The 21,162-nt window shown below is 46.3% G+C and carries 20 protein-coding genes; 6 read left to right on the top strand and 14 right to left on the bottom strand.

Translation table 11 applies throughout. From position 1 onward, the window contains the following. The first annotated feature begins 18 nt into the window (after positions 1-18). Positions 19-1,146, top strand: a complete 1,128-nt coding sequence (locus tag KNO87_RS10550) for a DUF418 domain-containing protein (RefSeq protein ID WP_214796047.1) — start codon at positions 19-21, stop codon at positions 1,144-1,146. A gap of 109 nt (positions 1,147-1,255) precedes the next feature. Here KNO87_RS10550 and KNO87_RS10545 read toward each other — a convergent pair whose 3' ends face one another. From KNO87_RS10545 to KNO87_RS10530, 5 genes are all read right to left on the bottom strand, one after another. Further along, the gene (locus KNO87_RS10545) at positions 1,256-2,185 is read right to left on the bottom strand and encodes a manganese-dependent inorganic pyrophosphatase (protein ID WP_214796045.1); all 930 of its coding nucleotides are present in this window, start codon (positions 2,183-2,185) and stop codon (positions 1,256-1,258) included. Positions 2,186-2,278: 93 nt separating this feature from the next. Continuing rightward, a complete protein-coding gene (locus KNO87_RS15525) occupies positions 2,279-2,413 on the bottom strand; it encodes a hypothetical protein (RefSeq protein WP_256441184.1) in 135 nt (44 codons plus the stop codon). Positions 2,414-2,510: 97 nt separating this feature from the next. Then, complete coding sequence (locus KNO87_RS10540; protein WP_074034990.1) at positions 2,511-2,792, bottom strand: HesB/YadR/YfhF family protein; 282 nt, start codon at positions 2,790-2,792, stop codon at positions 2,511-2,513. Positions 2,793-2,859: 67 nt separating this feature from the next. After that, a complete protein-coding gene (locus KNO87_RS10535) occupies positions 2,860-3,819 on the bottom strand; it encodes a LacI family DNA-binding transcriptional regulator (RefSeq protein WP_214796043.1) in 960 nt (319 codons plus the stop codon). A gap of 10 nt (positions 3,820-3,829) precedes the next feature. Then, positions 3,830-4,063 carry a hypothetical protein gene (locus KNO87_RS10530; protein ID WP_214790272.1) on the bottom strand — a complete coding sequence of 78 codons (234 nt, stop codon included), beginning with the start codon at positions 4,061-4,063 and terminating at the stop codon, positions 3,830-3,832. Between the two features lie 245 nt (positions 4,064-4,308). On the opposite strand from KNO87_RS10530, the gene KNO87_RS10525 reads away from it, so the two are divergent. The 4 genes from KNO87_RS10525 to KNO87_RS10510 all read left to right on the top strand — a co-directional run bounded on the left by KNO87_RS10525 (position 4,309) and on the right by KNO87_RS10510 (position 8,653). Next, entirely contained in the window at positions 4,309-5,592 is a 1,284-nt protein-coding gene (locus KNO87_RS10525) for an NCS2 family permease (RefSeq protein WP_214796199.1), read from the top strand. Between the two features lie 228 nt (positions 5,593-5,820). Then, positions 5,821-6,558, top strand: a complete 738-nt coding sequence (locus KNO87_RS10520) for a (Fe-S)-binding protein (protein ID WP_214790270.1) — start codon at positions 5,821-5,823, stop codon at positions 6,556-6,558. A 2-nt stretch (positions 6,559-6,560) separates the two neighbouring features. Next, positions 6,561-7,964: a LutB/LldF family L-lactate oxidation iron-sulfur protein gene (locus KNO87_RS10515; RefSeq protein WP_285800649.1), complete on the top strand. Its 1,404-nt coding sequence runs from the start codon at positions 6,561-6,563 to the stop codon at positions 7,962-7,964. Beyond that, positions 7,961-8,653, top strand: coding sequence for a LutC/YkgG family protein (locus tag KNO87_RS10510; RefSeq protein WP_214790266.1), 693 nt, complete (start codon positions 7,961-7,963; stop codon positions 8,651-8,653). The genes KNO87_RS10515 and KNO87_RS10510 overlap by 4 nt, the downstream gene beginning before the upstream one ends. Before the next feature lie 39 nt (positions 8,654-8,692). Here the strand turns inward: KNO87_RS10510 and KNO87_RS10505 are convergent, their stop codons facing one another. Then, positions 8,693-9,721, bottom strand: a complete 1,029-nt coding sequence (locus tag KNO87_RS10505; protein WP_214790264.1) for a DUF4097 family beta strand repeat-containing protein — start codon at positions 9,719-9,721, stop codon at positions 8,693-8,695. Continuing rightward, entirely contained in the window at positions 9,718-10,038 is a 321-nt protein-coding gene (locus tag KNO87_RS10500; RefSeq protein ID WP_214790262.1) for a PadR family transcriptional regulator, read from the bottom strand. Before KNO87_RS10500 ends, KNO87_RS10505 begins: the two co-directional genes overlap by 4 nt. A 189-nt stretch (positions 10,039-10,227) precedes the next feature. Between KNO87_RS10500 and KNO87_RS10495 the strand changes: the two genes are divergently transcribed. Further along, positions 10,228-12,183 (top strand): ATP-binding protein, encoded by a 1,956-nt coding sequence (locus tag KNO87_RS10495; RefSeq protein WP_214796039.1) that lies wholly within the window; start codon positions 10,228-10,230, stop codon positions 12,181-12,183. Positions 12,184-12,373: 190 nt separating this feature from the next. On the opposite strand, the gene KNO87_RS10490 is transcribed toward KNO87_RS10495, so the two are convergent. From KNO87_RS10490 to mngA, 7 genes are all read right to left on the bottom strand, one after another. Continuing rightward, positions 12,374-13,147, bottom strand: a complete 774-nt coding sequence (locus KNO87_RS10490; protein WP_214796037.1) for an SDR family NAD(P)-dependent oxidoreductase — start codon at positions 13,145-13,147, stop codon at positions 12,374-12,376. Then, entirely contained in the window at positions 13,147-13,800 is a 654-nt protein-coding gene (nfsB, locus tag KNO87_RS10485; protein WP_214796035.1) for an oxygen-insensitive NAD(P)H nitroreductase, read from the bottom strand. Before nfsB ends, KNO87_RS10490 begins: the two co-directional genes overlap by 1 nt. A 117-nt stretch (positions 13,801-13,917) precedes the next feature. Next, complete coding sequence (locus tag KNO87_RS10480) at positions 13,918-14,286, bottom strand: winged helix-turn-helix transcriptional regulator (RefSeq protein WP_214790252.1); 369 nt, start codon at positions 14,284-14,286, stop codon at positions 13,918-13,920. Between the two features lie 56 nt (positions 14,287-14,342). Continuing rightward, a complete protein-coding gene (gene manA / locus KNO87_RS10475) occupies positions 14,343-15,278 on the bottom strand; it encodes a mannose-6-phosphate isomerase, class I (protein ID WP_214790461.1) in 936 nt (311 codons plus the stop codon). After that, positions 15,262-16,422 (bottom strand): glycerate kinase family protein, encoded by a 1,161-nt coding sequence (locus KNO87_RS10470; protein WP_214790250.1) that lies wholly within the window; start codon positions 16,420-16,422, stop codon positions 15,262-15,264. Before KNO87_RS10470 ends, manA begins: the two co-directional genes overlap by 17 nt. Positions 16,423-16,481: 59 nt before the next feature. After that, a complete protein-coding gene (gene mngB / locus KNO87_RS10465; protein WP_214790248.1) occupies positions 16,482-19,094 on the bottom strand; it encodes a mannosylglycerate hydrolase in 2,613 nt (870 codons plus the stop codon). Between the two features lie 13 nt (positions 19,095-19,107). After that, positions 19,108-21,036, bottom strand: a complete 1,929-nt coding sequence (mngA, locus tag KNO87_RS10460) for a PTS 2-O-a-mannosyl-D-glycerate transporter subunit IIABC (RefSeq protein WP_214790246.1) — start codon at positions 21,034-21,036, stop codon at positions 19,108-19,110. Positions 21,037-21,162: the final 126 nt, after the last annotated feature.

Below are 21,162 nucleotides of genomic sequence, written 5' to 3'. Positions count from 1 at the left end.
CAGTAAAGGACGTGTCGTATGGCTGGCCCAATTCAAACGAATGAACGGATTATCTTGTATGACATTATCCGAGGGTTTGCCCTCTGCGGCATTTTCCTCGTCAATATCCCGAGTATGCTCGGGAGCGACTGGATGTTCGGTCGCCCCGACTATTATGGGAGCGACTTGTTCGTCCGCACCCTCTTCGACTTGTTCGTGCAGACGAAGTTTTATACGATTTTCTCCCTCTTATTTGGGATCGGCTTTTCGATTTTCCTCGAGCGTTCTTACGCCCGAGGCGAATCGGTCAGTCGTTACATACGCCGGATTTTGATTCTCTTCTTGTTCGGTCTGGCACACTTGGCGATTTGGTCAGGTGATATCCTACATACATATGCGATGTGGGGCTTGCTGCTTCCTCTTTTCTATAAGTTGAGTAACCGTGCCATTCTGACATGGGCTTGGGGATTACTGATTGGAAGTATCCTTCTATTGTACGGAACTTCCGCGCTGAATGAATGGAGCATGGGCGGAAGCTATTATGGTGGTATCCCGTTCCCAGATGTGTATAACCAAGGGTTTGGTGCCTGGTTCGATTATCGGTATTCTGTTGAAATCTTTAACGCCTTCTCCAACTCGTTCGTTGTCGGCTTCGAGATTCTCAGTCTATTCTTATTCGGACTGTATATTGGACGTGAACGAAAACTCCTGACATGGCGTCTAGAAGGGTTAACACGAACGGCCATCATCTGTGCTATCCTTGCCCTCCCGTTCTTCGGCGTAATCATTTGGCATCATTATGGTGAAGGGTATCCTTATTTCTGGTTAAACTTGTTCGCCGTCTTGATTTCCGGGAAGTTACTCGCCACGACATATGTCTGCCTATTTACGATAGCCGTTCGAAAGGGTCGCACGTTCGCCCCACTTCAAGCGCTCGGACGGATGGCGCTTACGAACTATTTGACACATACGCTCATCGTCTTCGTCCCTGTGATTGCGCTCGGAGCATACGGTACGCTCTCTTTGACCGAAGGATTGTTCCTAAGCATCGCTATTTTAATTGTCCAATCCATCTTCTCGATGTGGTGGCTAAAAAATCACCGTTACGGACCGTTTGAGAAGCTATGGCGCTTAGGGACGTACGGAAGACAAACAAAATCATCTTAAGATCGGACTTCAGTGTCCGGTCTTTTTTATGATGAATAAATGAATTAAAATAAAAAACTGCAGACGTATGAACGTCTGCAGTTTCGCTCGAGGCTAATGCTTCGAGTTTTTATTTTGTCGCCGCTTCCGTTAAGAATGGCACGATTTGCTTCTTACGCGAAACGACGCCCGGAAGTGTCGCCAATCCGTTTTGAAGCGTCACGTTGAACGCTTGTTCGAAGAGTTCTGGCTTTGGTCCGACGACGATTGTTTCTGAATCGTTCGTCAAAATGTTCGTGATGGCAAAGACGAACAAGTCTAAGTTTTTCGCTGCAACCGTATTAGCGATGGCTGCATCGACTTCCTCTTTACGGTTCAAGACATCGCTCGCATCGACCGTGTTCACTTGTGCGATTTCGACGCGATAGTCGCCCATCGCAAATTCTTTCGCATCGAGTGAGATGAGCTCTTCAATCGTTTTTTGGCTAAGGTCCGCACCGGCTTTGAGCATCTCAAGTCCGTATGCTTCCACATCGACGCCAGCGATTTCTGCAAGTTCTTTCGCTGCTTTGATGTCCTCGTCCGTGCATGTCGGTGATTTGAAGAGAAGCGAATCTGAGATGATTGCTGAAAGCATCAAACCGGCCATATCCGCTGCAATCTCAACGCCGTGCTCTTTATACAATTTCAACAAAATTGTCGCTGTGCATCCGACTGGCTCTGCACGATAGTAGAGCGGGTCTGCCGTTTGGAAGTTCGCGATGCGGTGGTGGTCGATGACTTCAAGGATTCGCACGTCTTCGATGCCGTCCGCACTTTGCTGGAACTCGTTGTGGTCGACTAAGATGACTTCTTCGGCCTCACCTTTCACACTTTCAATCAAACGTGGTGCTTTCACGCGGAAGTGATCGAGTGCATATTGTGTTTCCCCGTTCACTTCACCGAGACGGACTGCCTCTGCGTCCATCCCTAATTTCTTTTTCAACTCGGCATAGGCGAGCGCTGATGTGATCGTGTCGGTATCTGGATTTTTATGTCCGAAGACTAGTACTGTACTCATATCTCATTCTCCTCACTAAATAGTTTTCCCTTATCCATTATAACGCCCACGGCATTTCTTTCAATTCCCAAACAAAAAGAGCCGTGTCGGCTCTTATGATTGTTCATCTTCATCTGTCTCTTCGAGGTCGGAATGATCTCCTTTTGAATCCTCTTCGTGGGAGATGTCCGGTTGATCTCGTTTCAACTTCTCTTTTTCTTCTTGTTCACGCTTTTCTTTGTCTGACATATCGTGTCATCCTTTCGAAAATCCGACTTGTCGTAATCTGTTCCCCAAGCCAGATTTCGTCAAACGACATTTCATCAAACGTAAACAAACTGAAACGTCAGGCTTGAACGAAGACGATTTCTTCTCCGCGAAGTTCGACTTTCACGTCTTGTCCTTGGAACAACCACTCATCTTGTTCCGCCACAACGAAACGAATGCCGTCTTCTTCGGTCTCAACAGCCGCATTGTTCACGTCTTCTGTGATGACTCCGACGGAAAAACCGTGCGTTAAGTCTGTCGAACCCCCGTATTTTGCGAATAAACGTACCGTTTGACCCGCTTCGACTTCCATTTCTTCTTTAAACCATTGGAGCGCTTCTTCTGTTACTTGAATCTTCATAACATTTCCTCCTCTCGACTACTTCTTTCATTCTAAACGTTTCAAAAGAGTCGAGCGAGGATGTTGCCTAAAGTGTCGTCCCGATTTGATAGCTCACCGTCATTCCACGTGTTTCAGGTTGAGCCCCGTTCATCTCAGCGAGCGTCGTTTCAAACAGATGGCGACCAATCTGTTCATTCGGAGAAAGCATCGTCGATAACCCAAACGCCCGACCAATCGGATGCCCGTCAAATCCAAGCATGGCGACTTTCTCAGGAATGGCGACTTGCCGCCGTTGCATCTCCCCCAAAAATCCAAGTGCGACATAATCCGACGAGAAAAAGAGCGCTCGAGGACGCTCTTTTTGAGAGAGGAACGTTTCTGCTAACCGAATGCCGTCCTCACTCGTCAAATAACCGGTCCAAATCCATTGCTCACGCGCATGCGCTACTTCATCGAAATAGGCTTGCTGACGCGCAAGGGAGCTCGGACTGTGGCTTCTTGACAAGATGATTCCAATCTCTTCATATCCATGCTCCTGTAGCACATGAATACCTGACACGAACGACGCATAATGGTCGACATGGATGGATGAGATTGTCTCCGGTGCGCCTACGGTCGCCACGGCAATCGGTCCGTAAGCGCGATACGTCTCCATTTCCTTAAAGGACATTTCGTGCGACAAGACGATCGCCCCATCGACTTCGCGATGCTTCAATAAATCGAGTGCTTGTCGCTCCTCACTCAACTTATACTCCGTCTGCCACATGACGAGGCGGTAATCGTGCTCGAGGGCCGCTTTCGCAAGCCCGTTGACGAAGAGACCGTAATACGGATGATCCATATAAGGTAAGATGACGACGACACGTTGTGTTTTCCCCGTCGACAACGTCAACGCCTGTTGATTTCGCAAATACCCGAGCTCTTTCATCGCCGCATGGACACGGGTCCGTTTTTCCTTCGATACGTACGGATGCTCGTTTAAGACGCGCGAGACCGTCGTCACCGAAACGTCAGCGTGCTTTGCGATATCTCGAATGTTTGCCATTCGTCTCACCTCAACTTGTCAGTCTTTGCATATAGTGTACCCACTCTGCTTGCTGACTGTCACCTCTTTCGACGACTTGACTTCGAATCGCCTGAACGAGGCGGAAGCGCTCTTCTAACGGCAAATGAAGAAACTCTTCACGGAAACGGCTACACAACATTTTCCCGAACGGCGTATACAACTGATTGATGACGAGCTCGTATACAATTCCACTGCACCATGTCTTCCACGTTGTCGGTTTCATATCGGTTCCCCTCCCTTTGTCTATACCGTATCTTCTGAAACGCGTTTCAGAGCAAGCATATTTTGTAAAAAAGTTAATTTCCGAACATTTTTTATCCCACCTAATCATTTTTGATGTTTTTTACTCAAAACAATTGACGTGAATCAAACATTTTTGTATAGTCATCAAGTTGATAACGTTAATTTGATCATTATTTTCAATTATTGTTCGGAAATAGACCGAAATAAGGAGTTTTATCGATGAATATTTTTCAATTGAAACAACATGGAACGAATGTTAAACAGGAAGTCACTGCAGGGATTACAACGTTCGTGACGATGGCATATATCTCTGTCGTCAACCCGGCCATCCTATCTGATGCCGGAATCCCTTTCGCTCAAGCTTTCACGGCGACAATCATCGCGATTCTCATCGGGACAGGCTTGATGGCGTTTTATGCGAACTTGCCGATCGCTGTGGCACCTGGTATGGGGCTCAACGCCTTCTTCGCGTACACACTCGTCGCCCAAGAACAAATCGCACCATCCGCTGCTCTCGGCGTCGTCTTCGTCTCGTCCGTCTTCTTTTTAATCCTGTCGCTTTCTCCGATTCGGACGAAACTGATTCAAGCGATCCCGACTTCGCTGAAACATGCGATCACGACCGGAATCGGTCTCTTCATCGCTTCGCTCGGATTGAAGTTATCGGGATTGATTGTCGCAGATGAGGCGAACTTGGTGCGTCTCGGTGACGTATCCTCACCAGAAGTATTACTCGTACTCGGTGGTTTAATCGTCTCGGCACTTCTCTTCTCGCGCAATGTCCCAGGGTCACTATTGATTGGGATGCTGCTCACTGGAATCGCGGCTTACTTCATGGACATCTTACAAATCAACGGTGTCACGGCAATGCCGACACTTCCAGAAGGACTTATGGTCAACCCGGTGACAGCATTTAGTGATGTCATTCAATATGGATTATTCGGTGCCGTCCTCTCGTTCTTCCTCGTCACATTGTTCGATACGACAGGTACACTTGTCGGTGTCGGGAAACAAGCCGGTCTTTTAAAGGAAGATGGCACGATTGAAAATGGTCACCGTGCACTCTTTGCCGACTCGCTTGCCACAATGGGTGGTTCACTCGTCGGAACGAGTCCTTCGACTGCATACATCGAGTCTGCAGCCGGTGTCGCACAAGGTGGACGTACCGGTCTCACAACGGCTGTCGTTGCCAGCTTGTTCGGACTGACGCTCTTCTTTAGCCCGCTCATCGGTGCCATCTCCGGCGTTGCAGCGATTACAGCTCCTGCACTCATCATCGTCGGGGCTCTCATGTTGACGAACGTCCGTTATATCGACTGGAGCGACTTTAGCGAATACTTCCCGGCGTTCATGACGATTTTGATCATGCCGCTTTCAGGAAGCATCGAACGCGGAATCGCGTTCGGGTTCATCTTGTATCCGATCTTCAAAGCGATGAACAAAGAGACGGTCCATCCGCTCATCTATTTGTTCGGCGCACTTTTCATCTTGGAAATGTTCTTCCTATAATTTAGATGCAAGATCCTCGCCATATGACGAGGATCTTTTTCTGTTATACGTGCTTCCTTCCTGTTTTATATCAGAAAATAGATGAATGTCTGTTCAGTGAGATACGTTATCAATTAGACAGGATTTTACAAATAAATCAGTTTTTCTCCCCATTTTTCTGTCACTTTCCTACTCTTTATGAAATAATGACGTTGAAATCGCTATCATGAGAAGAAAGAAGGAATGGCTATGCCGAATGTAGCTTTATTCGTCACTTGTTTATCAGATACGTTGTTTCCATCCGTCGGACAAGCGACAGTCGAACTGCTTGAACATTTAGGGTGCGAGGTGACCTTCCCATTTGAACAGACGTGCTGTGGGCAACCCGCCTATAACAGCGGTTACCATGAGGAGACGAAGAAAATCGCCAAGCACATGATTGAAACGTTCGAACAGGCCGATGCGGAGTATATTGTCGGACCATCGGGGTCATGTGTCATGATGATGCGTGACTATCCACATTTATTCCAAGATGATCCGGTATGGGGTCCTCGTGCAGAAGCGCATGCCGCCAAAACGTTCGAACTGACACAGTTCATCGTCGACGTGCTCGAAGTCACAGACGTCGGCGCCAAGTTTCCCGCTACAGCGACTTATCATGCGTCCTGTCATATGACCCGCCTCCTCGGAATCGAAGCCGCGCCAGGGAAATTGCTCGGAAACGTCGATGGCTTGACGATGGTTCCTCTCGCAAATGTACATAACTGTTGCGGGTTCGGAGGGACGTTCTCCGTCAAAATGCCAGACGTGTCGGTCCAGATGGTAGATGAGAAAGTCGAATCGATTTTACAGTCCGGTGCAGACGTTTTGATCGGGGCGGATGCGTCTTGTCTCATGAACATCGGCGGACGTCTTCATAAACAAGGGCATCCGATCAAAGTGATGCACATTGCCGAAGTCTTGAACGAAGGAGTGAAGCAAGCATGAGCATGGGGATTCGGTTAGATGAGAAGTTTCAAGACCGTCGGAAGGACGGAATTGAGGATACGTTCATGCGTCAAGCCGTCAGTTCGGCTCAAAATCGGCTGCGGGATGGACGGTTGGATGCTGCAGGTGAACTTGGAGACTGGGAAGCGTTTCGTGATCATTCGGAAGAGATTCGTCAAAACGTGCTCGAACATCTCGATTATTACTTGTATCAATTGAGCGAGAACGTCTCAAAACGAGGCGGGAGCGTCTTTTTTGCAGAAACACCAGAAGAAGCGAACCGCTATATTCGAGAAGTCGTTCGTTCAAAACAAGCAAAACATGTCGTGAAATCAAAATCGATGGTCACAGAAGAGATCGGATTGAACGAGGCACTTCAGGAAGAAGGATGTACCGTCGTCGAGTCCGACCTTGGGGAATGGATTTTACAACTCGACGAAGATCCACCGTCTCACATCGTCGCCCCTGCCCTACACAAAGACCGCGACGCTGTCCACGAGACGTTCACTGCTCACGGATATACCGGTTCGAACAATCCGACCGAGCTCGGACGCTACGCACGACAAGAACTCCGAAAAGACTTTTTGAAGGCAGAAGTCGGCATCACCGGTTGTAATTTCGCCATCGCAGAGAGTGGAGCCGTCGGGCTTGTGACCAATGAAGGAAACGGACGCATGGTGACGTCACTTCCTGATACGGTCATCTCTGTCATGGGGATGGAACGCGTCGTCCCATCTTATGAAGAGTTCGAGGTACTCGTCAATATGCTTTGTCGAAGCGCGGTCGGTCAACGCCTCACGTCATACATCACGACATTCGCCGGGACGCGCGCGGTCGGTGAAGTCGATGGTCCGGAAGAATTCCATCTCGTCATCGTCGACAATAAACGTTCTGGCATTCTCGGTACACAGTTCCAATCGGTCCTGCAATGCATCCGTTGCGCGGCATGCATCAACGTCTGTCCGGTCTATCGCCATATCGGTGGGCATGCGTACGGGTCAATTTATCCTGGTCCAATCGGTGCCGTGTTGGCCCCACTCCTAGACGGATACGAAAACTATAAAGAGCTCCCTTACGCGTCAAGTCTATGCGGTGCCTGTACAGAGGCATGCCCTGTGAAGATTCCGCTACACGAGCTATTGATTGAACACCGTCGTGTCATCGTAGAAGAAAAGAGACAATCACCATTCGTGGAGCGGATTGCGATGAAAGGATTTGCCGTCACGGCATCGAGTCCTTTCTTATTCGAAGCCGCGGAACACGTCGCACCGTTTGCGACATCACCGTTCGCCACATCTGGTCAGATTGAAAAAGGGTTACCTGCTTGGACGGACTCCAAAGACTTGCCGCAACCGAACAAACAGACCGTCCGAGATTGGTTTAAGAAACGGGGGAACGTCGAATGAATCCTGGCACAATCACAAACCGTGAAGACTTTTTACAACGAATCGCCAAACAGCTCGGTCGTGAGGTCGACCTCACCCCACCGAAACGTGACTATAAATATCGCCCACAAGACGACGTGTTAAAAGATGCGAGCGAAGAGGAATTGCTCGAAACGTTTCGTATGGTCGCGACCCGAATTCATACCGATTTGGTCGAATGCGAATCCTCGCATCTCGATGATACGCTCCGTCTCTTGATTGGCCGTTATGACGGAACAAGGATTCTTGCGGAGAACGATGAACGAATTTCCGCTTGGGCACCCACAACGAGTGAGACGTTCGCTTGGTGGGATTCGTCACAACCGAAAGCGAGTCGAGAGTTGGCCGCCCGTGCCGACATCGGCATTACGATTGCGGATGCGGCGTTTGCGGAAAGTGCGACAATCGTTCAATATGCGAAGCCTGGCAAATCACGAACGATCAGTCTGTTACCGCAAGACCATATCGCAATCATCCCGAAATCTGTCCTTGTTCCACGTATGACGCAAACGGCACAACAACTTGCCGAACTCGACCAAGATGACCTCCGTTCCCCGAACGGTGTCAATTTCATCTCCGGTCCGTCGAACTCGGCCGACATTGAAATGAACCTGATCGTTGGTGTCCATGGACCCGTTCGAGTCGCCTATATCTTAGTGCATGACTTATAAACATAGCCCCTCCATCGATTGATGGAGGGGCTATGTTAATCATGATACGGTGACACTTCCGTTCGAGCTTGTTAATTTCACATCAATCGATCCTTCACCGAACACGCACTCTTTCGACCGTTCTCCGAATACATTGACTTTTCCGTTCCGCGACTTCGCCCGAATCGTCACATCTTCTGGACGTTCCTCGACGTGCAAGTCAATCTTCCCATTGTTTGTCTTCAATCGAATCGGTGATTGAATCGATTGAACGATACAGTCAATTCGACCGTTTGACGTTTTGGCATCAATTGCCCCCATGACGTGATCGACATCGATTCGACCATTCGAGGAATGGATGTTGATCCGTTCTAGTTGAGAATGTTTTGCTTCCACGCGACCGTTTGAGGAATGGAGCTCCCAATCGTGACCGTGACAACTCGACGCGAGCACCTGTCCGTTCGATGTACGAAGCACACCTTGGCGTGCCTGAATATGATGCGCGATGACTCGACCGTTCTCACTCTCCACGTGTAACCGTTCCGCTTGAAGATCTTGTACATCACTCGAACCGTGGCGGTTTTTCAATTGAATCTGATGATAGGCGTGATGCGGCAGCTCGACTCGAAGCACCGGTGCTTTCGACCCGAACCACGAGAAGAGGTCAGAGAGACCGAAACGACGTTCGGATTCAATCCGAATCTCAAGCGTGTCCCCGACGATGTCCATCACAACCCCATGGTCGGTCTCCGTTTCGAGCGTCGCATACGCATAGCCGTCTTGTGATGGCGTGACGAACACCTGTGCATGCTGTACTTGGATGAGGACACTTTGAAAGGCTACGGTCGAGCTTTTGACAACCGCAGGCGGTCGTGTCGATTCCGATACTTCAAAATCGACAGAAGCGAGTAGTTCCGAGGCGAGTACGCTCGGTTCCCCTAACTCGCGTGCCATCTCCTCATCACTCCTACCCTCTAATCGACCGCTCGTGAAATATTCAGACACGTCTCGTAAAATATCGAGGCGATCCTTCACCTTCACGTTCATCAATAACTGCTCAAGCTCTGACAAGTACTGTTCTTCATTCATCTGTCGTCTCCCCCTCGGATTAAGTCATTGACGCCGTTCGTGAATACATCCCATTCCGCTCGCAACTCAGCCAAATGTGTTTTTCCTTGTTCCGTAATCTGATAATACTTTCGCGGAGGCCCTTCCCCGGACTCGGTTAAATACGTTGTGAAATAGCCCTCTGTCGTCAGTCGACGTAACAATGGATAGACGGCACCCTCTGAAATGGCTACTTTGGCTGAAATCGCTTGGACGAGTTCATAGCCATAGCGGTCTTGTTCCGCCACAAGCGCCAGTACACAAAGGTTGAGTACGCCCTTTTTGAATTGAGGATTCATGATCCCACCCCCTACTATACATAGAACAATAGCATATCATTCACTACTGTTCAATATATAATAGTATCCATTCCCCTGATTTCTCAATATATAGCATCTAAACGTTTGAATCTGTACAATGAAAGAACGACACTCGTAGGATATTAGTCACAGTCGGAATGTTCATCATTCTAGAAAGGAACGGTCTTTATGAAGTCATGGATTGACCAGCGGATCGGAAGACAATTTTTGTTCGTCTTCTACTTATTCATCGGACTGATCCTCCTCACGTCACTTGCCGTATATGTGTATACGGAAAACCAAATCGAACAGACGACGTCATCGCTCGAGAACATTAGTGAACGGCGCACGAATGCGACCGAATTGTTCGAGACATGGCAGTCGATGCAATATGAAATGCGCGGCTATGTACTCCTCGGAGACGATGCGATGCTAGAGCGCGTACAAGATAAACAAGTCTTGATTGACGAACAGACGACCTGGTTCGAACAGAACGCCGTGACCGATAAGGAAAAAACGTATGCGAGCGATGCGCGTACGCTGTTTGTCGCTTATCAGGAACGCGTCATGCCAAGCCTTGAACGTTATGTAGAAGGAAAGCGGAGCGGAAGCGTGACCGAACCCTTCTTAAAAATGCCAACGCTCGGGAAAGTAAACCCTCAAAAAGAGCCGCCGGCGGATCGAAAATTTAAAATCAACTCGAAAAGTGCCGCGGATATGAGCGCGAGCATCGTCGATATGGAGAGCGTCTTCACGGAATATCGGAACTCACTGAACGCAGAAGAGGATGCGCTCCGTGCTCAACTTGCGACACATACGAAATGGGCACAGGCCCTCTGGCTCCTCTCCTTACTCGGAGTCCTCTTCATTCTCTTCATCGTCGCCCGCCCTTACGTCCGACGCTTGACCGGTCAACTCCAAGAGTTAATTGAAAACAGTAAGCGTCTTGCCGGAGAGAAGCAACCGGTCACGCCAATCACGGTTCAATCTAAAAACGAGGTCGGTCAATTGACGACATCATTCCGTCAGATGGCGACTTCGCTTACGCATCAGCGTTATCGGATTGAGGAAGAGCGTGAAAAGACAGCTCGCCTTCTCCACTCGATTCGAGATGCTGTCATCTATGTCGAGCACGCGACAAGCGAAAAAGTGGCGAACCAAGCGTTGTTCGTCTTATTCAATCAACCGATCACAAAACGAAATGAAGTCGATTTATATCGTTTAGATGCTAGTCTTGAAGAACTCGGGCTGCAGGTCGACCAAAAGGATGCCTTTTTTGCATTCATGGAACGTTCATTCGATGGACAGTGTAAAGAAGAGAGCGTCACGTTCTCGATGAATCAGGAAGAGCGCTTCATTCAAATGTATGCGGAGAAAATTTATTTGAGAGGGACACGCCACGGCACGATGCTCGTCTTCCGTGATGTGACGCATGAGACTGAGGTCGATCGTTTGAAAACCGAACTCGTTTCGACCGTCTCCCATGAACTCCGCACGCCGCTCACGAGTATCATCGGATTCACCGAACTTCTTCGTTTCCGACAACTGTCTCCCGAACGTTCGGAGAAATATTTAGGGATGATCCATCAGGAAACGTTACGTCTCGAGGATTTGATTTCCAACTTGCTCGATGTTCAGCGAATGGAATCAGGACAACAGACGTACCACAATGAGACGGAGCGCCTATCGGAAATCCTAAAACAGGCCATCGCCATTCATCAAGGTGCCAGTCAACATCATCGCATCACGTTTGATTGTCAAGAAGACGTCTATGTATATGGAGATCGGACACGACTCGGACAACTCTTCACGAACTTGCTTCATAATGCCGTGAAGTACTCTCCAAGTGGTGGAGACATCCATGTACGTGTCGCATGTGAACGACCGGATTGGATTGATATTTCGATTGAGGACCATGGAATCGGGATTCCACAAGCCGCGCTGTCGAAGTTGTTTGATAAGTTCTATCGCGTCGACAATTCAGCCAGCCGTAAAATCGGAGGTACAGGCCTTGGCCTCGCGATTTGTAAAGAAATCGCAGAAGGTCATGGTGGCACGATCCACGCCGCATCGAATATCGGAAAAGGTTCCATTTTCACAGTCAGCCTTCCAAAAATGGATGTATCAAATCAAATGAGTAGTTAACGAGAAGAAGCCATCGCCTTTATGGGCGATGGCTTCTTTATATTGACAAAGTATTAGTTATGAAAAGGGTTGAAGAATAGGAAAGGCCCGAGAGATATCATCGTTGGCATCTTCCGAACTTATATCTCTCCGTTTACGCGGAAAAGCTGCGCCGCCAAGAATGATACAATAATCGCTGAATGACGTGAACTTAAAGATACGAAATGGAATTCAAGGTTTCCATGAGTTCCTGTCTGCGCTCTTCATCGTAAACATCTGGATGTGCTTCAGCAAACTGCTCACGATCATTATCGTAATATTTTCCTGACGCACCTTCAAATTCATCTAAAGTAGCGGCATCACGCAAGACTTTCGCTCCAATCATCAAATCATGACCATCGATTCCATAAGCACTTTTCACCATTTTACTACCAAACAAGGATTTTGGATTGACCGCTACGAAAGTCTGAGGGTATTTTTTTGATAACTCATATGTCCACATCGTAATTGCCAGTTTGCTTTGTGCATATGCGTCACCGTCCGTGATAGGTGAATGACCTCGTAACGCCCCGTAGTCTAATCGTGCCTGGGCAGCAGATGACACGTTGACGACTCGTCCTGTTACAGGAAGTAACGGCAACAGTCTCTTAGTCAAAACATAAGGTGTTATCGCATTCACAATGAAGCGAAGATCCCATCCGTTCTCCCCAAGTCGTGGCTGTGCCTCATAAATTCCAGCATTATGAATCAGGACATCAATCGAATTATGTTCTTTTAGTAGTCGGTCAGCGAATAACATGACGTCCTCTGACTTCGAAAGATCGGCAATATATGAAGTGACATGACTAGAGTCTAATTCTCGCACGACGGCCGCTAGTTTTTGCTCGTCTCGACCATGAACCAAAACCTCATGACCTTCCTCAATCAAAAGTTTGGAGGTCGCTAGTCCGATTCCGTCTGTGGCACCGGTAACGAGAATCTTCATCACACTTCCTCAATGATTTCAGCTAAATCAAGACGTGATTTTGGTAAGGCTGCATTGAAATCAGATTCCGAACGATATCCGAGTGATACGACAACACAAGAAGTGAAGCCTTTTTCCCGTAATGAGAACTCCTCGTCTAACATTTTCATATCTAATCCTTCCATTGGGATCGCATCAATTCCCAATGACGCGACACCAAGTAAAAACGAACCTAAATTCAGATAGACTTGTTTTTCAGTCCAATGAGATAAGTCTTTGTAATCGTATTTATGCATATCGACAAAAATCTTTCGCCCTGCGTGGTTAGCATGCTTGAATTCCTGTTCCGCAAAACGCCCATCCTCATCTTCCTTGTCCGTCACATGTTGAAGATACTCTTCTGTGATTTCCGTTTTAGATGCAAATACAACGACGGCAGATGCATTTGTCACTTTCGATTCATTAAAACTATAGAATCCATTCGCTGCTTTTGCGACACGCGCTTTTCCTTCTTCAGTTGTCGCAAGCACAAAATGCCATGGCTGAACATTCGTTGATGATGGAGAAAGTTGGAGTAGCGACTTGATTGACTCCATGTCCGCTTCAGAAATTTGCTTGGATACATCAAATTCTTTTGTTGAGTATCGATTGTTTAATGTCTTAACCAGTTGCATATCTACACTTCCTTTTTCGATTTTTAAAACTTGATATGCGCCTAGTATAGGACTCATATTACCCGCCTACAAGTACGGACTTCTTTATCCGTACGGACACTTTTGTACAGACTACGGTTATGCGTCATATTCTTCTTCGAAATAAATTTCTCCATATTGATGCTCATCTTGATAATCTTTTCCCCACGATCCTAATTGCTTTAAAATGGGTAAGAGCGCTTCGCCAGCCTCCTTAAGAGAATATTCTGCACGTGGTGGAACTTCGTCATATATTTTTTTAGCCAAGAGATCTGCTTCTACTAGTTCTTTGAGTTGACGAGAGAGTACTCGTTCATTGATGTTCGGAATTTTACGTTTCAATTCTCCAAATCGGATCACGCCAGCACCGCCTACGTGATAGATGATAAGTGGTTTCCATTTCCCCCCCATCACATCGAGCGCCAACTCTACATTACAATAAAAAATCTTATATTCTGCTTCTTTCATGATTCCCTCCTCATCATTCCTAACACAAAAAGACACCGTCTCCGATGTCTTAAATCTTACAGGATACAATCACTCGTAATCCACTCCATAGTTCCAACAACCGACAACGATTGATGATGTGCAGTCACGATGAGATGATCACCTTGTTGAACATCCACTCCATCGATTTGACCATTCCCTTTTAAAATCGATATGAGTCGAAAACGATTCAATGACGAAAGATTGAAACCTGTCTGAACATTCATATGATAGACATTGAATTCATTCGTTTCAACCAACGTTGTAATTGTGCCATCAGGAACTTTTATTGTTTCTGGGACAATGACTACCTGTTCATTCGGGAAGTTCGTGACAGCTAATGCTTTTTCTAAATGTAATTCTCTAAGATTTCCCGTCGCGTCGACACGATCAAAATCATATACCCGATAAGTCGTGTCTGATGACTGCTGTGTCTCAAGAATAACGATTCCTTTTCCAATCGCGTGAATCGTACCACTTGGAACATAGATGAAATCACCTTTTTTTACCGGCATGCGACATAAGAGGTCATCCCACTGGCCATGCTCAATCCGCTCCAAAAATTCTGATTTTGTTTTTGCACGATGACCAAGAATCAATTCCGCATCAGGTTCTGCATCGACCACATACCAACATTCGGTTTTTCCGTAAGGTTCACCTTCTAAACGTTGTGCCTGATCGTCGTTTGGATGAACTTGTACGGATAAATCCTCCCTCGCATCTAACAATTTAATGAGTAGAGGAAATTCTTCATTTTTGTACTCTCCGAATAAATAACGGTGATTTTTCCATAGCTCCGCTAGAGACATTCCTTTATATTCTCCAGCCAAAACGTAGCTCATGCCGTTCGGATGCGCCGAGATCCCCCAACATTCCCCAATATTTCCATCTGGAATTTTATAGTTAAAGAGAGTACTTAACTTTCTACCGCCCCATATTCTCTCTTGAAATACCGGTTCAACTTTTAGAATCATTGTTCCCTTCCTTTCTGGCTTGGAAAGTAGCATAGCAATGTGCCGCCGTCTGTTTAAGATGTTCATAAGCGACTTTTGGTTTCATTAACTCTTCGAGAGACATTGGGCCCGACGCGATGGAATGTGCTGCGAGAACGGAGGTATGTTGTAACTTTTCAAATGAGATGTTGACACTTCCCCCAAGTAACACTACGGGTATCTGTTCTTTCGCTCCAAGCTTTCCAATCATCAACGGAAGCTTTCCGTTTAAGGTTTGCTCATCGATTTTCCCTTCGCCCGAGATCACTAAAGCGTAGTTGGCAATTCGTTCGGGAACATCGTTCAGCGACAACACCAATTCTGCACCGGATGTATATTTAGCACCGGCATAGGCGTATAGTGCTCCTGCAATTCCGCCCGCCGCACCGCTTCCGACACATAATTGAACATCCACTCCTGTATCTCGTTCCATCAGTTTTGCGAAATGTTTCAACCTCTCATCTAGTAACAACACGTCCTCTTGGGTCGCACCTTTCTGTGGTGCATATACATACGCTGCCCCGGTCTCTCCGTAAAATGGGTTCTCTACATCGCAGACCAGAACAATCTCTGTGTCTTCTAACCTCTTCTTAAGCTCACACAAATCACTGCGAACCACAGAATGAAGGTTTTCGACGTTAGTGACTTCTTTTTGTTTAGCATCGAAGAAGATTCCTCCGAGTGCACGTAACATCCCGAATCCGCCATCCGTTGTTGCGCTCCCACCTAACCCGACATAAATCGTTCGACTTCCTTCTTTGATTGCATCAAGGATGAGTTGCCCGACCCCATAAGATGTCGCAAGTCGCGCGTTCCGTTCTTCGATTGGAACTTGAGGTAATCCACACGCCGCCGAGACTTCGATTACCGCTGTTTGATGTTGTCGATTGATTCCATACATCGCCATCACTTGTTTTTTTCGTGAATCAAGTACTTCAAGCTCCCGATTTTCGAGTTGTAATGCATGTCGTAATGCAGAGACCGTTCCTTCTCCTCCATCTGCAACTGTCAAAAGATCAATGCGTTCATTTGGATTGACCATTCGGATTCCATCTTTTACAGCTTGGTTAGCTTGTTCGGATGTCAGACTTCCTTTGAATGAATCAAGTGCTACTAATACAGACATGTTGATTCCCTCCGTATAAAAATCAATCAGGACACGGATCATCCATGTCCTGATTCGTTTTATTTCATCAAGATGGACTTCACTTGATTCGGTAAGATATTAAACTGATTGTTTGACACGACCTCAGTAATGTCTCGAACCGGTTCTTCATTCAAATTGACTTCAGTGAATGAATCAAAGTCTACTTTCGTAAACATGAGAGGAATCGTATGTTCAGTCGGGTTATACACACGCAACAGTAACGCTTTTTCGTTCTCTGCTTTCTTCAAAGTGCTCATCAATAACCCATTTTCAGCCATTTCAAAAAGCGATGCAGAGGCGTTTAAGCAAAGTCCGGTAGGGTTAAGCTTCATCGCATCATGCGGAATTTTGTTATAGGTCACAATCGGTGTAAGATGACGTTTCGCCAAGTCAGAGAGACGTTCAGTTCCATCCAATGATGTGAATGCAAGGTCAAACGTATACGTTCCGATCATCTGGGAATCCGGTGTCGATAATTTGATTCCAGATGGTCGCCCAGGTCGTCGAACAAGCTCTTCTTTACCTAACACGCCTACACTTCGGAACAAGGTGATGGCTAGTGTCGATTCACCTTCTTCTATTACTTCAAACTCACGTGAGCTGTTCGTAATGACACCCATTCCATTTCCTGATTCTTCTTGTAATCCCACATAAGACAACATCGGGAAAATTCCGTCCGGTCGTTCATTCCATCCTTCTTCTTCCCATACATGAATTGCATCATCGATGAACGGTCGTTTGATTTCACCGAACTGATTGTCGGAAAACGAAACATTCGTTTGGACAGAAGTTGGCAAACAAAGGCGAAGGCGATGATCATTTGCGTCATTATCCACGACTACTTTGAGTCCAATTGTTGAATCATTTTGTTCAATGACCAATTCAAGTGAAACCTTCAATAGATTCGTCAGTCGCCCATCTTTTCGTTCCATCAAATCACGCGGAATCTTCATATCATGTGAAATCGTGACAACTGTTCGGTTGGATGTACTCGTCGTTTGAATGATCGGACGACTCGATTGTGTCGTGATCGGATTGTCTCCTGCGAGCGGAGAATAGTCATATTCATCTCCATCATCTCCACTATCTTCGAGCCACAACAAATCTCGGTGCAATACGCCCGATCGTTTATCCAGCAAATCGATAGTTCCATTTTCTTTGACCGTGATGTCATAGACTTTTGTTTCAATCAGTTGTGGACCAAATACTGTCGTCTCTTCTACAACTGTTGGCGTCGACTCTGATACTACAAATACGGTTTCATAGCTAAGTGCTGCCAATTCACGTCGAACTTCGATTGTATACTTGTAAAACGGATCATAGTTGCCGTAGTGAACGATTTGGCGATCAATCAAGCCTGGATCAATGATTTCTTTTTGAATCAATTCATAAGGTACTTCCGTTCCGTCTTCTGTTTCTAAGCGGAATGATTCAAACTTTGTGATGACTTCCGTCCGAATCACACGTTCTTCGGCAATGCTTCTCAAATTAAAGAACGTCAATCTATCTTCTGTTCGTTTCGTGTCAATCGAATCCACAATTCTACGTTTATAGAATGTGATCAATTGATCTGTTTTTTCGTTTGCGATGAAGAAACGGTTGAAGATTTCAGCATGGACTTTATCCGAACAACAGCAACCGATGCTGTCATGGGCATGATTTTTCATGATTTCTTTCCAAATCAATTCGATCAAACCGTGATGATATTCAATGCCGAGGGAATACGCTAAACTCATCAATGGTTCGAGCGTGTTCGTCAACTTGTTCTCAATGATGGCGTTCATCGTTTTGATATCCATTCGAGTTGAATAGATACTTCGGTGAACCCGCATGTATTTTCCATCGAGAAATTCGCCGCTAATCGTCGGAAGATTCAACTGTTTCTCGAGTTGCTCAAACACTTTTTCATAGCGACTCAAGAAAAATTCACGTTCAGGATACAAACGATGCAGTTCGGTGAGCACTTCCGTAATATTTTGCTGAATCGGCATCTGGTCATGACCATTTGGAAGGAGAAGGTTTTCACCTGTGGCTCCGCGATCAAGTACTGGCAAATATTTATCCATGCGTTTCTTTAACGCCTCTGGTTCGGTAGGCAAATACTTTCCGATTGCATAACCGAGTGGCATCAATTGAACCAATACGTTCGATCCATCTTTCGATTCCCAGTAGAATTCAGTCTTGTTTGTCCCATGACGTTCCGACGTTCCACGCCAAAAGATGGAGCGCTTGATCCCGAAACCATTCAAAATCATTGGCATTTGTGCAGATTGACCAAAGGAATCAGGCAGATATCCGATTTCCATATGGGGTCCAAACTCTTTAGAGTCTTTAATACCGTATAGCAAGTTTCGAACTATTGATTCTGCCCCAACAATCATCTCATCCGTCTGTGTATACCAAGGTCCGATGATCAACTTGTTCGCCTGAACGAGGCGTTTAATCCGCTCACGATTCTCCGGCTTTACGGCCAAATAATCTTCTAAAATAGACGTTTGTCCATCTAACACGTAATACGGATAGTGCTCATCTGTTTCCAAACGATGCATAATTTCTTCTAAGTTATTCACCAACAGAATTCTTGACTCTTCTGTGGAGAAGTACCATTCACGATCCCAATGCATATGTGGAACCACATGAACCTGTTTCATTTCTATCTCTCCTTTATGCTGCTTCTTTCTCCGCTTTCAACTGCTTTTGAACTTTGTGTCTCCGTGTATACAAGAGAAGGAATGTAGAGATTGCAGCCCCTACTAATGCTGCTCCCAACCAAATCGTTGCCGCGAAGAACAACGGTGGACCTTGAAGTAGTGCTAATGAGAAAATCCCTGCTCCCGGAACGTTCAATCCGATCCCAAAATATGCAACGATTGCGCCCGTCACGGCTGAACCCGCAACGAGTGACGGAATCACTCGGAGTGGGTCATTGATCATGAATGGAATAGCCCCTTCTGTAATACCGGCAAGTCCGAGTAACCAAGTCTGTTTCCCAATTTCACGTTCTTCACGTGTGAACAATGTTCTACCTAAACGCGTTGCCAATGTGACCGAGAAAGCAGAAACCATCTTGACCGAAGCGAATGCCGCATACGGGATAAAGTTCCCGCTTGCCATCGCACCGATACAGAACGTATATGCCGCTTTGTTGATTGGACCACCTAAGTCAAACGAGACCATGGCTCCGATAATCGCTCCAAGTAAGAGCGCATTTGCTCCTTCTAAACCACTTAACCATTCGAGCAATCCTGTGTTTAGCGCCGCAAGTGGTCGACCAATGACGAACAACATAATGGAACCGACGACTAATGTTCCTACTACCGGGTACACCCAGAAACTAATGAATCCTGCAAATGTACCTTTTGGTTGTATTTTCGCTTTTAAATACTTAAGGAAGTAACCCGCTAACAAACCACCGAGCATCCCACCTAAGAAACCGCTACCAATTAAGTTCGCGGCAACACCAGCAGCAAAACCTGGACCTAGCGCCGGTTTATCTGCAATCGAATACGCCATGTATGCTGCAAGGATTGGAATCATAAGTTGACCTAAGAGCGATCCACCTAATTGTCTTAACAACCACAACCATGAGCCTTCTTCAGCATAAAGCGCCTGTAAATCAAAAATTTGGGCGATAAAGACCGCGACCGCAAGCGTCATTCCCCCGGCGACGATGACCGGTATAATATGAGAAATCCCAGTAAGCAGTGAATTTTTCACTTCTGTCTTCCATGACTGACCATCTTCTTCAGTATGCGTAGCCGAAACTTCTTTGAACTCACCGCGCGCTTCACTTTCGCCTTTATTTAATGCTTTTTGCACTAATTGTTTTGCATTACGAAGCGGTGATGCGACTGACGTTTTTACTTTCGGCAAATGACTGAAACGTTCTTCTTCTTTTACGGAAACGTCCACAGCAAAGATAACAGCTTCAGCACTTTCTAAATCTTTTGTCGAGTGGCGATCCTCAATCCCGTTCGCACCCTGCTTCTCGACTTTGACTTTCACGCCAAGTTCTTGACCCGCTTTTACTAGAGCTTCTGCCGCCATATACGTATGAGCGATGCCGGCAGGACAGGCTGTGACGCCCAAAACTAACTTTTGATTTTCATTTGATGAAATCGAATTCTCTTTCTCTTCCGTTTCATCTAATCGAACAAGCATCTCTTCTGGAGATTTCGCTTGTAATAAACGATTCTTATATGCCGTGTCAGTCAGACGAATAACAAATTCTGATAATAGCGACAAGTGAGTAGATCCTGCTTCAGCAGTAGGAATGGCCAACAAAATGACAAGATTGACTCGATTGGTAGGGTCAACACTTTCCCAGTCATCGATTGGTTGTTTAAGGGTGGCGATAGCAAAACCAGCTTTTACAACTGCATCTGACTTTCCATGAGGAATTGCAAGTCCTCCTTCAAATCCTGTCGGCGATAATGCTTCACGCTCCATCACTGCTTGATAAAATGTTGATTCGGACGTGATATTGCCATTTTGCTTAAGTTGTTTGATTAAAAAACGAATCGCTTCTTCTTTTGAGGAGAAGGATTGTTCAACATTCAACAATGAAACGTCTGTGCTCTCTCTCAGTTGCATAACTTCTGTCCTCCTTATGAGAATGAATAACTTTCTATATGCCAAGTGTATCAACAAAAAAAAGAGAAGAATGATTCTTCTCTTTTTTGCACAAACTCTATTCATGTAAGGGTTTTCATGTGTATT

Origin of the sequence: Exiguobacterium sp. s34 (genome assembly GCF_018617435.1) — a bacterium.
Taxonomy (GTDB): domain Bacteria; phylum Bacillota; class Bacilli; order Exiguobacteriales; family Exiguobacteriaceae; genus Exiguobacterium; species Exiguobacterium aestuarii.
This window is presented reverse-complemented; position numbering and strand designations above follow the sequence as displayed.

What these genes read in the sequence shown, in the direction of transcription:
- KNO87_RS10550 (WP_214796047.1), top strand. Translation starts at nt 19, where the DNA reads ATGGCTGGCCCAATTCAAACGAATGAACGGATTATCTTGTATGACATT.
- KNO87_RS10545 (WP_214796045.1), bottom strand. Translation starts at nt 2,185, where the DNA reads ATGAGTACAGTACTAGTCTTCGGACATAAAAATCCAGATACCGACACG.
- KNO87_RS15525 (WP_256441184.1), bottom strand. Translation starts at nt 2,413, where the DNA reads ATGTCAGACAAAGAAAAGCGTGAACAAGAAGAAAAAGAGAAGTTGAAA.
- KNO87_RS10540 (WP_074034990.1), bottom strand. Translation starts at nt 2,792, where the DNA reads ATGAAGATTCAAGTAACAGAAGAAGCGCTCCAATGGTTTAAAGAAGAA.
- KNO87_RS10535 (WP_214796043.1), bottom strand. Translation starts at nt 3,819, where the DNA reads ATGGCAAACATTCGAGATATCGCAAAGCACGCTGACGTTTCGGTGACG.
- KNO87_RS10530 (WP_214790272.1), bottom strand. Translation starts at nt 4,063, where the DNA reads ATGAAACCGACAACGTGGAAGACATGGTGCAGTGGAATTGTATACGAG.
- KNO87_RS10520 (WP_214790270.1), top strand. Translation starts at nt 5,821, where the DNA reads ATGCCGAATGTAGCTTTATTCGTCACTTGTTTATCAGATACGTTGTTT.
- KNO87_RS10515 (WP_285800649.1), top strand. Translation starts at nt 6,561, where the DNA reads ATGGGGATTCGGTTAGATGAGAAGTTTCAAGACCGTCGGAAGGACGGA.
- KNO87_RS10510 (WP_214790266.1), top strand. Translation starts at nt 7,961, where the DNA reads ATGAATCCTGGCACAATCACAAACCGTGAAGACTTTTTACAACGAATC.
- KNO87_RS10505 (WP_214790264.1), bottom strand. Translation starts at nt 9,721, where the DNA reads ATGAATGAAGAACAGTACTTGTCAGAGCTTGAGCAGTTATTGATGAAC.
- KNO87_RS10500 (WP_214790262.1), bottom strand. Translation starts at nt 10,038, where the DNA reads ATGAATCCTCAATTCAAAAAGGGCGTACTCAACCTTTGTGTACTGGCG.
- KNO87_RS10495 (WP_214796039.1), top strand. Translation starts at nt 10,228, where the DNA reads ATGAAGTCATGGATTGACCAGCGGATCGGAAGACAATTTTTGTTCGTC.
- KNO87_RS10490 (WP_214796037.1), bottom strand. Translation starts at nt 13,147, where the DNA reads ATGAAGATTCTCGTTACCGGTGCCACAGACGGAATCGGACTAGCGACC.
- nfsB (WP_214796035.1), bottom strand. Translation starts at nt 13,800, where the DNA reads ATGCAACTGGTTAAGACATTAAACAATCGATACTCAACAAAAGAATTT.
- KNO87_RS10480 (WP_214790252.1), bottom strand. Translation starts at nt 14,286, where the DNA reads ATGAAAGAAGCAGAATATAAGATTTTTTATTGTAATGTAGAGTTGGCG.
- manA (WP_214790461.1), bottom strand. Translation starts at nt 15,278, where the DNA reads ATGATTCTAAAAGTTGAACCGGTATTTCAAGAGAGAATATGGGGCGGT.
- KNO87_RS10470 (WP_214790250.1), bottom strand. Translation starts at nt 16,422, where the DNA reads ATGTCTGTATTAGTAGCACTTGATTCATTCAAAGGAAGTCTGACATCC.
- mngB (WP_214790248.1), bottom strand. Translation starts at nt 19,094, where the DNA reads ATGAAACAGGTTCATGTGGTTCCACATATGCATTGGGATCGTGAATGG.
- mngA (WP_214790246.1), bottom strand. Translation starts at nt 21,036, where the DNA reads ATGCAACTGAGAGAGAGCACAGACGTTTCATTGTTGAATGTTGAACAA.